A 14,186-nucleotide genomic window follows, 5' to 3' on the forward strand; every position below is an offset into this window, starting at 1 on the left:
ACATCCGTGCGAGGTCCACTGCCATGACACGAATCGCACTGTGGGTGCTCATCGGCTGCCTGACGGCGGCGGTGTACGCGAGCGAGCAGATACCGGAGCACGATCTGAGCGCGGATCAGATTGTCGAGAAGAACGTCGCCGCGAGGGGCGGGCTCGACGCATGGAGGAAGATCCAGACGATGGTCTGGGTCGGGCACGTGGACAGCGCGAACACACCCGCGGAGGAATTGCCGTTTGCCCTCGCGCTGAAACGTCCGAACATGACACGCTTCGAGATCACCGTGCTCAACCGGCGGGCTGTCAGAATGTTCAACGGCAAACAGGGCTGGAAGGTGAGTCCGAGCGCCACGGGCAGTGGTGAAGCGCGGCCGTACACCATGGACGAACTGAGGTCGGCGCACGACGAGCAGGTCATCGACGGCTTGCTGATCGACCATCAGGCGAAGGGTGTCGATGTCGCGCTTGAAGGTATCGAAAAGGTCGACGGACACGAGGCGTATCGCCTCGGCGTGAAGTTGCCTTCCGGTGTGACCCGTCATGTGTGGGTCGACGCACAGAGCTTTCTTGACGTGAAGTACGACCGCGTAGCGCGGGGCCCTCACGGGCCGATCACAGTGGAAGTGAAGTACAGCGACTACAAGGACGTCGAGGGTTTGCAGATACCGTTCACGATTGAAAGCGGTGTAGCGGCGGCCGGCAAGAGCGACAAGCTGACGATCGACAAAGTGTCGCTCAATCCGCCGCTTGACGATGGGATGTTCACGAGGCCAGCTTCGCAAGGCTGGCACAGTTCGGTCTCGATCAACGCCGAGCCGTCACCGTCGACGCCGCCCGCCCTGAGCCGCCCGAGCCCCTAGCCATGGACCGCGCCCGGGCCAGCCGACGTGCCATCGCACGAGCACGATCGCTCGCGGCGCTCGTGCTTGTTCAATGTGCCTTGCTCGCCGCGTCGATGGTGCCGGTGGGCAAGACGAACGCTGCCCCGTCAACGCCGCCGGTTACGCCAGCGAACGCGGGGGAAGCGATCTTCCAGAAAGGCGTGCTGGGTTCGGGTGAGCAGCTCGAGGCGATGCACGATGGTGGCGTGAACCTGCGAGGCGCCGCCGCGGCCTGCATGAATTGCCATCGGCGCAGCGGCCTCGGATCCCGGGAGGGGAACAACAACATTCCGCCGATCACCGACCGGTATCTGGTCCATCCTCGCGCGGACAGTCCCGACGATCTTGACATCCCCTATATCCCCGGCATGCGAACCAATCGCGAGCCCTACACCGATGCGACGATTGCAAGAGCAATACGCGATGGGCTTGACTCGGAAGGCAAGCCGCTCAGCAATCTGATGCCGCAGTACGCACTGAACGACACCGACATGGCAGCGCTGATCGGCTATCTGAAGCGTCTCGATCGACGTGCGTCCACGGGTGTCACGGACACGGTGCTGCACTTCGCGACGATCATCACACCGGATGCGGACCCCGTGAAGCGACGCGGCATGCTCGATGTGCTCAAACAGTACTTCGATGACAAGAACGTGTTTCCTCTCGGCGCGACGCCGCCGCTGCGCTCGTCGCGCAAGATGATGTTCATGGTCAATCGTCGCTGGGAGTTGCATGTATGGGAGCTGAGCGGACCGCCGTCGACGTGGCATGAACAGTTGAAGCGCTATCTGGCGGAGCAGCCGGTGTTTGCTGTGTTGTCGGGACTCGGCGGCAAGAACTGGGCGCCGATCCACGACTTCTGCGAGCAGGAGGCCGTGCCGTGCCTTTTTCCCAACGTGGAAGTGCCGGTCGAAACCGACCAGGATTTCTATTCCGTGTATTTCTCGAAAGGGGTTCTGCTCGAGGCGGCGCTGCTTGCCAGACGGATTCTCGACGAAGGCAGTGGCAAGCTCACGCAAGCGAAGCCAAAGGTCTGGCAGGTCTATCGCACGGGCGACAGCGGCGAGCGGGGTGCAGAGGCGCTTGCCGCCGCATTGAAGGGCCATGGCATCGCGGTGTCGAGCCGCGCCCTTGCGCCGGGCGACAGCGTCGCGCATTCCCTGCGCGGAATTTCGCGTGGGGATGTGCTGGTGCTATGGCTGCGTCCGCCCGACGTCGAGGCGCTTGGGCATTTGCCACCGCCGTCGGACACGGTGTTCATGTCGGGACTGTTGGGCGGGCTCGATAGCACACCGTTGTCGGCGAGCTGGCGCGGCGTCACGCGCCTCGCGTATCCATTCGACTTGCCCGACGGACGGCGTGTCCGTGTCGACTATGCGTTCGGCTGGTTCTCGATTCGCAAAATCCCGATGGTCGCGCCGCAGGTCCAGGCGGACACCTATCTCGCGTGCGGTTTGCTGGCGGAGACGCTTAGCCATATGGTCGATGCGTTCGAGAGGGATTACCTGATCGAGCGCATCCAGGACATGCTTGAACGCCGCATCCTGACTGGCTACTACCCGCGCCTGACGCTGGCGCCGGGGCAGCGCTTCGCGTCCAAAGGCGGTTACATCGTCCGCTTTGCCGGGCCGGATCGAGTCCGGCTTGTTGCCGACGGGGGCTGGATGGTGCCGTGACGATGTCGTGAGACGAGGCGTGGACCGGCGCGCGAGAACTCACGAGACGCTATTGCCTGCGCGGCCGGGCGTCTCCCCTACCGCAAGAATAGGACGTTGACCCATGTCGTTTCCCGTCTCCCGTTTGCACAATGAAAACGTGGCGAAAGGAACAATTGCCTCATCGGAATGGGTCGCTGTAGTCGCAAGATTCTCTGCTCATTTCGCTCGTTGTCGTCAGGCGCAACACAGGAATGCAGTCTTTGATTTTAGCCGCCGTTGGTAGAGGTGTAAAACACGGCGCAGGGAGAGATAGCCATGGCAAAGACTATTATCAGTATTCCTGTATTTAATGGGCTGATTCGCTGTGGTTTGCTGGCTGCCTTCGTGGCGCTTTGTCTGTTCCAGGCTATGCCCGCACACGCTCTGCCTATATTCGCACGCCAAACGGGGCAAAGCTGCGTGGCATGCCACGCCGGCGGTCAGTTTCCCGAACTCACGCCGTATGGGCGCATGTTCAAGCTGAACGGATATACGCTCGGCGAACGCACCATCCCGCTCGCTGTGATGGGAACAGTCGATGCGACCAAAACCCGGCACAACAACGACGCCAACGGGAATCCCATTTCGCCCAAGGATGGAAATCTGACGTGGGATGCGGCCAGCATTTTCCTCGCCGGGAAGATCACGGATAAGATCGGCGCGTTCGCTCAATATACCTACACGAACTACGATCACCAGAATGGCGACGGCAGGTGGATCGGTAAATGGGCATCGGACAATACCGATGTCCGTTACGTGGAACGGATCATTGGCGAAGCGAGCGACTTCATACTGGGCGTAACGTTGCACAACAATCCGACTGTGCAGGACGTCTTTAACACCGCGCCTGCATGGAGCTACCCCTACCTCTCTTCGTCGACGAGCGCGGTCGGGTCTCCGCAGTTTACGCCTCTCATCGAGGGGGCATTGGCGCAGCAGGTCGTCGGCATTGGCGGCTACCTGTACTGGAACAAGTTGATCTACGCGGAAGTGACTGCGTACAGCACCGCCGACGGTATCTGGTCGTTTTTGAGCCATGGCAGCAAGGCCGGAGACCTGGCCCACCCGCAGACTTATCTGAAAGGCTACAACCCGTATTGGCGCCTTGCGCTGACTCGCGAATGGGGCCCGCATAACATCATGCTGGGGACGTTCGGGTTGCTTGCCGACGTCTATCCCAACGATCCAAACGCTTTCCCGATATTCACACAGGGCGTAACCCGCTATCGCGATATTGGCATGGATGCGCAGTATCAATACCTGCTTGATCCGCATACGATTACCGCGCAGGCCCGCTACACTCATGAAAATATAAGTGATCCGAATAATTTCGTTTTAGGCGACAGCCAATCAGCAAATCTCAAGTCGATGCTGCTGAAAATGTCGTACATCTATCAGGCCAAGTATGGCGTGAGCCTTGCTTTCTTCAATGTGACAGGCAGCACCGATAGTGTGGCTTACGCCAGCAGCGCGAACTTTTCTCCTGCCACGCAGGGATGGATACCCGAGATATTCTGGATTCCGGTGCAGAACATTCGAGTCGGCCTGCAGTACACGCATTTCACCAAATACCTCGGGTCCCGATCCAACTACGACGGCAGCGGGCGAAACGCATCGGACAATGACACGCTGTTCGTCTATTTATGGGCCGCGTATTGGTGACATTGGGTGGTAAGGAGGTTCGTGACATGAAAAAGATGGCGCAAATCATCTCCCTTGGGATGTTGCTCGCAGGGTCGGGCTGTCACGACCTGGATCGGTCAAGGGCTGTCGATAGTCCGGCTGTCGCCGGAAAGACGATTGCCCTGCAGGTCTGCTCGAACTGTCACGGCGTGAACGGCGTTTCGGTATCGCCGGTCTTTCCCAAGCTGGCGGGGCAGCGAAAGGAATACCTTGTCGATCAATTGACGGACTTCAAGGTCCATGCCCGATCGGACCCGAACGCCCAGCGGTTTATGTGGGGCTTTACGCACCTGAGCGAGGCGCAAATCGAAGAACTCGCAGCGTATTTTTCCAATCAGAAGCCGGTTCTGGGTGAGCCCGGCGATCAATCGCTCATCGGCGAAGGGAAAGCGATTTATGCGTCCGGGTTGCCGGACAAGGGCGTCGCGGCGTGCGTTTCGTGTCACGGCCAGCATGGCGAGGGAATGAATCAGTTTCCGCGGCTCGCCGGTCAACACGCAGACTACATCATCAAGCAGCTATTGATTTTCCAAAGCCACGTCGATCAGAGACCTCGCGGCGAGGTCATGAAGGCGGTATGCGGCAATATGTCGGAGCAGGATATGCGCGCCGTAGCGGCCTTCGTGGAAGCGTTTCCGCCAGAGACGGAGGCGGCGGCCAGCCCGCCGGCCGATCAATGAGCAAGCAGCCTTACGTGTCGCTGCGCCCCTGGGCGTGGCGATTCAGAGTCCAGGCCGTCCGGCTGGCCTGTGCAACGCGGATGCACCGTTGCACGGCAGCGGCACCTGCAAGAACGCCCGCGTCATTGTTGAGATCGCCTCGGATGGCGGCATCAGCGGCGATGTGGCGAACAGTTTGCGCTCCGTCTCCCCCCGGCGGGCGCTTTTTTTTCAACCTGCAGTGGAAACTTACGGAGCGAATCGGGAAGCGGGCGCTCATGTCGACAAGGGTTCTCCCGATCACGGGCAGTAGCGCATGTGTGGGACGGGGAGCCAGCACTAAAAAACCGCGCGCCGGAACGCAGGCGTCGAATGATGCGATGATCAGTGCGAGCCTGGAAGTCAGTCAATCGCATACGGATGGCAATCTGTCGACGCGATCCGCGCAACGGAGAGAGCCATGAACCCGACACAATCGTCTCTTGATGCCGGTGCACCGGACCCAGCGCCTGTGTTTCAGTGGGATGTCTCAGCGACTGCGGGTCAAACGTTGGTTCTGCTCGACGAGCGTCCCTTCCTGAAACGGCTCGGCGTCGTCGACTGGCTGTTCGCCGTCGTGATGGTCGCGGGCGCGGGGTTTGCACTGTCGCGCTATCACCCGTTCATGAATTACTACGACAAGCTGGTGCTGTGCCTGGCGGTGCCGGTGTTCGTGGTACTCGGCTGGCGCTGGAAGCCGGTGCGTCCGCTGATGGTGGGCATCGCCGCGCTGTCGCTGCTGGCGATCCAGATCTATCACGGCGATCTGACGCGCGCGGATAACGCGTTCTTCCTCAAGTATTTCCTGTCGAGCCAGTCCGCGATTCTGTGGATGAGCGCGCTCTTCGTCTTCGCCACCGTCTTCTACTGGATCGGTCTGCTGTCGCGCTCACCGACCGGCGCGGCGATCGGTTCGAAAATGACGTGGGCTGCGGTCGTGATGGGTTTCGTCGGTCTCATGGTGCGCTGGTACGAGTCGTACCTGATCGGCGCGGACGTCGGCCATATCCCAATCTCGAACCTGTACGAAGTGTTCGTGCTGTTCAGCCTGATCACCGCGCTGTTCTATCTGTACTACGAGCAGCACTACAACACGCGTGCGCTCGGCGCATTCGTGCTGCTGGTGATCAGCGCGGCGGTCGGCTTCCTGATGTGGTACTCGGTCGCGCGTGACGCCCAGCAGATCCAGCCGCTCGTGCCGGCGCTGCAGAGCTGGTGGATGAAGATCCACGTGCCGGCTAACTTTATCGGCTATGGCAGCTTCGCGCTGTCGGCCATGGTCGGCGTCGCGTATCTGGCGAAAGAGCGCGGTGTGCTGGCAGACCGCCTGCCGCCGCTCGATGTGCTCGACGACCTGATGTACAAGTCGATCGCCGTTGGCTTCGCCTTCTTCACGATCGCGACGATTCTCGGGGCGTTGTGGGCCGCTGAAGCGTGGGGCGGTTACTGGAGCTGGGACCCGAAGGAAACGTGGGCGCTGATCGTGTGGCTGAACTACGCGGCCTGGCTGCATATGCGTCTGATGAAGGGCCTGCGCGGCGCGGTGGCGGCATGGTGGGCGCTGACCGGCCTGCTGGTGACGACCTTCGCGTTCCTCGGCGTCAACATGTTCCTGTCGGGGCTGCATAGCTACGGCAAGCTGTAAAGAAATGGCGGAGCGCCCGCACCCTTCGCCCGAAGCTCCAGCTTGGCGGCGCATGGTTCGACGGGTGACACAGACTGCGGGTCTCTACCCATTCCTTTCGGCGAGCATTCCTACTTTTTCTCGTTGCCACTCCACGCAAGAATGTAGTCACGGGTCCGGGTGGACCCGATCTACGGTCAGAGAGGCCGCCATGAGACGCATATACTTTTTGCTGCCGAGCACGCAATGTGCACGGATGATTGTTGACGAGCTTCTATTGAAGCGGGTCGACTGGCGGCATATCCACGTGATTGCCAACCATAGTGTACGGCTCGACGATTTGCCGGAGGCCTCGCTTGTACAGAGCAGCGACTTGCTCCACGCACTGACGCGAGGTACGGCGGCGGGTTGCGCGACCGGCATGTTGACGGGCCTGGTTGCATTGGCTTATCCGCCTGCGGGCCTGACCATCGCGGGCGGCGTTGTCGTTGCGCTCACGCTCGCGGGCGCCGGGTTTGGCGCATGGACGGCGACGATGATCGGTGTCGATGTACCGAATACGCGGCTAAAATGTTTCGAAGCGGCGATCGAGAGGGGTGAACTGCTGATGATGATCGACGTCCCAAAGGATCGCGTCGCGGAAATTGAAAAGACGATCAAGCTTCACCACGCGGAGGCCGAGATCCGGGGAACGGAGCCGACCATTCCCGCATTTCCGTAATCCGTTTGCGGACTGATCAGCAGTGCGACAAAGCCGGCGGCCGGTCATGCCAGGATGTTATTTATACCGGCGCCGGCTAGCCGCGGGTGCATGCAACCTTAACCCGCTCCGAGCATGCGTCGATAGCGCTCCAGAACCCGTGGCACGTAAAGACGCGTTTCCCGCACAGAGGGCACTCGATAGCCGGCCCGAATCACGGCATTTTCCCCAGCGTTGTACGCTGCCACGGTGAGTTCGACATCGTCCTTGAAGAGATCGAGAAGGAAGCGCAGATAGCGTGCTCCGGTCAGCACGTTGTCTCGCGGATTGAGCATGTCTCCACCGGCAAAGCGCCGTGCCGTCTCCGGCATGACCTGCATCAGGCCTAGCGCACCTTTGTCTGAAACCGCTTTCGGGTTGTATCGGGATTCGACGTCGATCACTGCGCGCAAGAGTTCGGGCTGAACGCGAAAGGTGCGGCTTGCTTCGTCGATCACATCCGCGAACCGCGACGCGTCGATGCTCTCGGACGATGAGGGTTGCGCACGCTTCGCATCGCGTTCGGAAGGCGGATCGCCGGCAACGATGACGACCAACCCTGCTTTGCCAGGTACGTTGGTCAGAACGATCGCACCGTTACTCGCCACCGCTCCAAAAATCTCTGCGCGTGCCACATCCGGTGATGCCATGCCAAGCACCGCGCATGCGATGAGGATCGCGTTTTCCGGTCTGGATGAAGGGCTATGGCGCATGGTCGTGTTCTCCCGCATCTCAATTGTGGTGTGGAGAACTGCGCATCTGCAATGGGGCACCTCCCTACACTTTGAGACGCCGGACGGACGCATCGGAGGGCTGTACAAAACCGTTACATTCGTCACGCGTCGTAACCGTCGGTAATCGGATGCGTCATGATTCGACGCATCCGTCGAGGGAAAATATTTCCGATGTTGACTGTTAATTGGCGAGTCCTGTCACGCTTACCGATTCGACGCGCAATGTCTACTCTATCGGTATTGCTACTAATCTCCAGTCTCGGGAAAATCAGTTCAGATTTGAAACATACACGTAGCTATCTTCAGCCATTTCAAACGTCGTATGAATTTCGCAGGCTGATCAATGCTGGCTTGCAGAGGTATGGCGCGAACCTTGCAACGGGGGGAGGGCGTGCGGCGTTGCTGCCTGGCAAGTGAAATATAAAGTTAGTAATTCGAAAGGATGGGCTGCAAGGAAAAGACGAGGCATGCGGTGGGCGCAGTTTGACGGCTGCACTGCAGTGTCGCGACCGGTTCATGGTTGCCAGGGGTAAACACATGAATACCAACTGCCGTGTAGTGATCGCGGAAGACCACGATCTGCTACGAAACGGGCTGCGCTCGATGCTTTCGGCGCAGGGGGGCTATGACGTCATCGGCGAAGCGAAGGACGGCAAGGAAGCCTGTCAAATGGCGATGACGCTGAATCCCGATCTGATGCTGATGGACCTGTCGATGCGAGGCATGAACGGAATCGATGCCAGCGCGGCGATCAAACGCCGATCGCCGAACATACGAATCGTGGTGCTCACGGTTCACCAGAGCGAAGAGTATGTACGTGAGGCGCTGCGAGCCGGTGTCGAAGGCTACGTGCTGAAAGATGTCTCGTTCGATGAACTCCTGGTCGCGATGCGTATGGTTATGCAGGGGAAGAAGCATCTGAGCGCCGACGTGTATGGGTACATGGTCGACTCGTTCGTCACAGGCCGCGAAGCGCCCGCGCCAAAGAAGGCGTGGGACATTCTGACTGCGCGGGAGCGCAGCGTTCTGAAACTGATCGCGGAAGGGCGCACCAACCGGCAGGTAGGGCAGTACTTGAACCTCAGCCCGAAGACGATTGAGAAGTATCGGGCCAGCATGATGCACAAACTCAATATCGCCAATCTGACGGAACTGGTCCTGGTCGCTATCAGCATGGGCCTGTTGACTTCTCTGGCCGAGAAGTGTTCCGAGCCGAACGTTGACGACACGCCTGTCCGATTGTCGACCGACCTGGATCGACCGTCGGAATCGCCTGAAGACACGGGGTTGCCCAGGTACGGGCTGGGAGCAGGGCGCTGAGCGCGAACGGAAATTGCACTAGGCGTTCCATGCCGCCGAGACCAGCGTTCCGCTCGTACCGAACGACTGGATTGAAAACGTGCCGCCGTGCGACTCGACCCGGTGTTGCATGCCGATGAGGCCAAGCCCGGTTGTACAGGCGTCTTCTGTCGACAGAGGACGGTTTTCGTAGCCGATGCCGTTGTCCTGAATCGTCATCAGGAGGCCGCCGGCAATACGCCGGAACCCGAGCGTGACTTCCGTGGCAGCTGCATGCTTGACGGTGTTGTTCAGCGCTTCCTGAGCGAGCCTGAATATGTCTGCCTTCAGATGCTCCGGCACGTCCTCATCGTCGACGTCGCAGTTGAACATAACTGAGACATTTTCGGCGCTGCGCTCGATGCGTCGGCATAGCGAACTTAACGCGGCAGGCAGGCCGAGCTGCTCGAGCATCAGCGGGCGCAGTTCGCCGCATATCTGCCTCACATCGCCGATCGTCTCGCGGATTCTGAGCACCGTTGCATCCAGCAACTGGGCTGCGTCGTCAACCTGCCCGCGGCGTATCCGCATCAACGCGTCCTCTGCCATCAGCTTGACGAGCGTCAATGCTTGCCCGAGGCCGTCATGCAGTTCCGCGGCAAGGCGTTGACGTTCTTTCTGTTGACCCATAGTCAGGTACGTCAGACGGTCCCGCGCGCTCGCATCGAGCAAACGTGTGGCATCCGCAAGTTCGGGCACGGAAATCAACGGCTCCTCGAAGAGCGTCAGCAACGCACTGCGCCCGGTCTCGCCGCTGGAGACCGTCTGCTGGTGCAGCATGAGCCGCGTCGGGTGGCCAGTGCGGTCGCTGATTACCGTAGGAAAGGAGTGAAATTCGCGATGCGCGCTCACGGACAATTCGCGCGCGAGCGCTGCGCAACAGTCGTCCGGCGCCATCTCGACGAGTTGCTTGCCGACCAGCTCGGCGTTCGAGTAGCCCAACAGGGCCGCCGCAGTACGGTTCGCTGACAGGAATGTTCCATCCGGCGTGAGAACGGCGAGTGCCGCGCCGCGCGCATCGGTGACGCTGCCGGTGCCGGGTTCGTGAGGCCGCGCCGCAATACAAAGCTTGCGCATAGCCTCGATCAGGTCGGCCAGCTTCACCTGCGATCCCGTGGGCTCGTTTGCATCCATTGGAGCTCCCGATGCGTTTTCTTAAGGAAACCTTAAGCTTATGACTGATTGTAGGCCTTGAGTAATGCTCGCTGCAACCGGACAAGTACTGAGTCGCGATGCGGGGACTCCCCGTTTGAACGCGGCGGGTTTTCCCGCAGGCGGACATGCCCTACCGCGCTTTGGGGGCTCTCATCCAATGACGCTCGCACGCAAATTCATGAGACTGAACATGCACGGTGGCGCGCCTTTGATACGGTCACGCAGCTATCGACGCCGTACTCTGGATATCGATCGCCGAGGAATGCAGGTTGAGTCCGGGCCCGTTTTCGTCGTAGTGCCGGAACGCTCCCTCAGTGTAGTCGCGAAGCGGGCGGGCAGTCGACGTGACCGGCGCCTCGCGCGGCTGAACCTTGCATGCTACTTCTGGAGATAGCGATGAGAGCGACCCACGTAATGATGATCGGCGCAGTCCTGCTAGCCGGCACCGGACTGGCAGGTCCAGCGGCATGGTGCGCGTCTGCCGCAGACGCTGCCGACGGCGCCGACGCGCATATGCACCATCACATGATGTCGGGGACGATGCGCTCCATTGTCGACTACACGCTGCCGCCGGTGAAACTAATCAGGGACGACGGCCAGACGGTCTCGTTGATTGATGAATTGAATGACGGCCGGCCGGTGATCCTGACTTTCATCTACACCACGTGCACTACGATTTGCCCGATGGTCAGCCAGACGCTCGAGAAGTTGCAAAGCGAGTTGGGCAGCGACCGGGACAAGGTGCACATCGTGTCGATCTCGATCGATCCTGAGCAGGACACGCCGGCACGTCTTAGAACATATGGAGCACGATTCGACGCTGGGCCGGAGTGGCAGCACTACACCGGCACCGTCGAGGCCAGCATTGCGACGCAGCGCGCCTTCAACGTTTATCGGGGCGACAAGATGAATCACACGCCGGTTGCATTCGTGCGGGCGGCGCCCGGAAAGCCGTGGCTGCGTATTGACGGCTTCGCGACGCCGGCGGAACTGCTGAGCGCCTACCACGACGCTGTCGCGTCCAACTAGCGGCGCACGGTGCAGCCAGGAGCGACGAAATTGGCAAACCAGCATCGTGTGCTGATTGCGGAGGATCAGCATCTCCTGCGCAGCGGTCTCTGCCGCATGGTGTCCGAACTATGCGACTACAGCATCGTCGGCGAGGCGAGCGACGGCCTTGAGGCATACCGTATTGCGGTTGCGACCTTGCCCGATCTGATCCTGATGGACCTGTCGATGCCGGGCGGCAGCGGTTTCGAGGCGATCGCCGCAATCAAGCGCCGCGCGCCGCAGATCCGCATCATTGTCCTCACCGTTCACCGCAGCGAAGAACATGTGCGGGAGTCGTTCGCCGCGGGTGCCGACGGATATGTGATCAAGGACGCGTCATTCGAAGACCTGGTCGGCGAGATGCGGCTTGTCATGCGAGGCAAGTGCAACACGAGTCTCGACGTTCGCGGTCGCTATGCCGGTTCGTTGGATCTCACTTCAGGTAGTCCGCAAAAAACGCACCTATGGGATACGCTGACCGGCCGTGAGCGGTCGGTGCTGCGACTCGTTGTCGAGGGACACACCAATCGGCAGGTCGGCGAGCACCTGAAGCTCAGCCCGAAAACGATCGAAAAGCATCGCGCGAGTCTGATGCGCAAGCTGGGCATTACGAACGTGACAGGTCTGGTGCGCATCGCAATCGACATGGGCGTGCTGAAGCTACCCAGTGAAGAGCACTTGCATCACGACTCCGTATAAGCGTGGCGCAACTGGAGGGTCTTTACCCATGTCTTTGGACGGCTCTCCCTACTTCTTGCCCGTATCGACCTGAACAAGAATGCACTCAACGGCTTCGGCAATGCCGAAGCGGTGGGTCGTTACAGGGGGAGCCGTGTACAACGAATTGTCCTCTATCAAGCCCGGCATGCCCGGGCGTCCGTGGCAGTGCGTTCGCCCTGAAAGGGGCGCGCGACGCAGTCGCGGTTTCACGCTGCTCGAGTTGCTGGTGGTGATGGTCATCATCGGCTTGCTGGCGGGTCTCGTTGCTCCTCGATATTTCGAACAGGTCGGCAAGTCGAATACGAAGATCGCGCGCGCGCAGATCGTCTCGCTGGGGCAGGCGCTCGATCAATACCGGCTGGATGTCGGTTCCTATCCCTCGACCGAAGAAGGGCTGCAGGCGCTCGTCGCCAAACCGCAGGATGCGGCGCATTGGAGCGGGCCGTATCTGGCGAAGGCGGTGCCGGTGGATCCGTGGGATCGGCCGTACCAGTATCGGTCGCCGGGCGAGCACGGCGACTACGATCTGTTTTCGCTCGGCAAGGATGGACGAGGCGGTGGCGTCGGTGAGAACACGACCGTCTCTTCGTGGTAACGGTGCGCCGTGCGGTTGCCGCGACGGCTGGCAGGTAGTGGGTTGTTTGCAAGGAGAACCGACGTGAAGTACGTGCTGCGTGTCTTCGATACCAGTGGTGCGGTCCAGACGCTTCGCATCGATAGCGATTCTTCGTCGACCGCGGCGTCGCTTGCCCGTGCCCGCGGCCTGCGCGTCGTATCGGTTCGTGCCGATGCGGGCCGACGGCGCGAGAGGAAAAGCTGGGCGGCGCTGCCCGGCGGCAGGTTCAACGTCGAACTGTTCGCGCGCGAACTCGCGGCATTACTTGATGCAGGCGTCGGCGTCGTCGACGCATTGCGTACGCTCGGCGGCAACGAGCGCCGCGAGGCATCGGCGCAGGTTTATCGCGAGCTGTTGCGGCTACTGGAAGAGGGGCAGTCGCTCTCCGCGGCGCTCGAACACGCGAACCATATTTTTCCGCCCGTGCTTGTCGCCTGCGTGAAAGCCAGCGAGCAAACCGGCGGCCTCGCGGATAGCTTGACCCGCTATTCGCGCAATAGCGCGATGCTGCACGAACTGCGTGGACGGGTGGTGTCGGCGGCGATCTACCCATCCGTTCTGCTGCTGGTGGGTGCGGCGGTCGTGCTGTTCCTGCTGGGTTTCGTCGTGCCGAGGTTCGCGACCTTGCTTGAGCACAGTGGGCGTGAGCTCCCGTTGCTCTCGCGCCTGTTGATCGCATGGGGCAGCATGGTCCACGCCCACGGGGCGGAGTTGAGCGCTAGCCTCGCTGTGCTGGCGGTGGCGGCTGGTTTTGCGCTGCGCAGGCCGGCGGTCCGGAGCTGGATCGCTGATCGCATGTTTGCCCTGCCGGGCATTGGGCAACACTTCCGCATTTTTCGCCAGTCGCAGTTTTATCGCACGACCGCCATGCTGGTCGATGGCGGTATTCCCGCCGTTCGCGCGTTCGATCTTGCGCATGGGCTGGTCGGCCGCGCAGACCAGGCCGCACTCGCGAGCGCCCTGCAGCAGGTGCGCAACGGCACGAAGATTTCCGATGCGTTTCAGAAGGGCGGACTTGCCAACCCGATTTCCTATCGGCTCCTGACGGTGGCGGAAAAGACCGGCGGTCTCGGGCCTGTTCTGGACAGGATCGCCGCGTTTCAGGAGGCGCAGGTGTCTCGCACGATCGATCTGATCTCGCGTTTGATCGAACCCGCGATGATGATTTTTATCGGCGTGGTTATCGGTGGAATTGTCGTGCTGATGTACATGCCGATTTTCGAAATCGCATCGAGCATTCAATAGATCTTCCTG

13 protein-coding genes are annotated in these 14,186 nt (G+C 60.7%); 11 read left to right on the forward strand and 2 right to left on the reverse strand.

Annotation, left to right across the window (positions count from 1 at the left end):
- Positions 1-23 precede the first annotated feature (23 nt).
- From R8871_RS29085 to R8871_RS29110, 6 genes are all read left to right on the forward strand, one after another.
- Positions 24-857, forward strand: coding sequence for a LolA-like protein (locus R8871_RS29085; RefSeq protein WP_175053568.1), 834 nt, complete (start codon positions 24-26; stop codon positions 855-857).
- A gap of 2 nt (positions 858-859) precedes the next feature.
- Positions 860-2,554 carry a c-type cytochrome gene (locus tag R8871_RS29090; RefSeq protein ID WP_175053569.1) on the forward strand — a complete coding sequence of 565 codons (1,695 nt, stop codon included), beginning with the start codon at positions 860-862 and terminating at the stop codon, positions 2,552-2,554.
- 297 nt (positions 2,555-2,851) lie between these two features.
- Positions 2,852-4,237, forward strand: coding sequence for a cytochrome C (locus tag R8871_RS29095; protein WP_175053570.1), 1,386 nt, complete (start codon positions 2,852-2,854; stop codon positions 4,235-4,237).
- On the forward strand, positions 4,219-4,938 hold the full coding sequence (locus R8871_RS29100) for a c-type cytochrome (protein ID WP_246287830.1): 720 nt from the start codon (positions 4,219-4,221) through the stop codon (positions 4,936-4,938). The genes R8871_RS29095 and R8871_RS29100 overlap by 19 nt, the downstream gene beginning before the upstream one ends.
- 439 nt (positions 4,939-5,377) lie before the next feature.
- A complete protein-coding gene (gene ccsB, locus R8871_RS29105; RefSeq protein WP_407673227.1) occupies positions 5,378-6,601 on the forward strand; it encodes a c-type cytochrome biogenesis protein CcsB in 1,224 nt (407 codons plus the stop codon).
- 190 nt (positions 6,602-6,791) lie between these two features.
- Entirely contained in the window at positions 6,792-7,301 is a 510-nt protein-coding gene (locus tag R8871_RS29110) for a DUF1269 domain-containing protein (RefSeq protein ID WP_175053571.1), read from the forward strand.
- Positions 7,302-7,399: 98 nt separating this feature from the next.
- Here the strand turns inward: R8871_RS29110 and R8871_RS29115 are convergent, their stop codons facing one another.
- The gene (locus tag R8871_RS29115; RefSeq protein WP_407673228.1) at positions 7,400-7,969 is read right to left on the reverse strand and encodes a lytic transglycosylase domain-containing protein; all 570 of its coding nucleotides are present in this window, start codon (positions 7,967-7,969) and stop codon (positions 7,400-7,402) included.
- Between the two features lie 621 nt (positions 7,970-8,590).
- Here R8871_RS29115 and R8871_RS29120 point away from each other — a divergent pair.
- A complete protein-coding gene (locus R8871_RS29120; RefSeq protein ID WP_175053730.1) occupies positions 8,591-9,373 on the forward strand; it encodes a response regulator in 783 nt (260 codons plus the stop codon).
- An 18-nt stretch (positions 9,374-9,391) separates the two neighbouring features.
- Here the strand turns inward: R8871_RS29120 and R8871_RS29125 are convergent, their stop codons facing one another.
- Positions 9,392-10,525, reverse strand: coding sequence for a sensor histidine kinase (locus tag R8871_RS29125; protein WP_175053572.1), 1,134 nt, complete (start codon positions 10,523-10,525; stop codon positions 9,392-9,394).
- A gap of 417 nt (positions 10,526-10,942) precedes the next feature.
- Between R8871_RS29125 and R8871_RS29130 the strand changes: the two genes are divergently transcribed.
- From R8871_RS29130 to R8871_RS29145, 4 genes are all read left to right on the forward strand, one after another.
- Positions 10,943-11,575, forward strand: a complete 633-nt coding sequence (locus R8871_RS29130) for an SCO family protein (RefSeq protein ID WP_246287834.1) — start codon at positions 10,943-10,945, stop codon at positions 11,573-11,575.
- Positions 11,576-11,605: 30 nt separating this feature from the next.
- On the forward strand, positions 11,606-12,295 hold the full coding sequence (locus tag R8871_RS29135; RefSeq protein ID WP_175053573.1) for a response regulator: 690 nt from the start codon (positions 11,606-11,608) through the stop codon (positions 12,293-12,295).
- A gap of 166 nt (positions 12,296-12,461) precedes the next feature.
- The gene (gspG, locus tag R8871_RS29140; RefSeq protein ID WP_175053732.1) at positions 12,462-12,911 is read left to right on the forward strand and encodes a type II secretion system major pseudopilin GspG; all 450 of its coding nucleotides are present in this window, start codon (positions 12,462-12,464) and stop codon (positions 12,909-12,911) included.
- A gap of 63 nt (positions 12,912-12,974) precedes the next feature.
- Positions 12,975-14,177: a type II secretion system F family protein gene (locus R8871_RS29145; protein WP_175053574.1), complete on the forward strand. Its 1,203-nt coding sequence runs from the start codon at positions 12,975-12,977 to the stop codon at positions 14,175-14,177.
- Positions 14,178-14,186 lie beyond the last annotated feature (9 nt).

The sequence above is a fragment of the Paraburkholderia sediminicola genome (genome assembly GCF_902859805.1).
Lineage (GTDB): Bacteria > Pseudomonadota > Gammaproteobacteria > Burkholderiales > Burkholderiaceae > Paraburkholderia > Paraburkholderia sediminicola.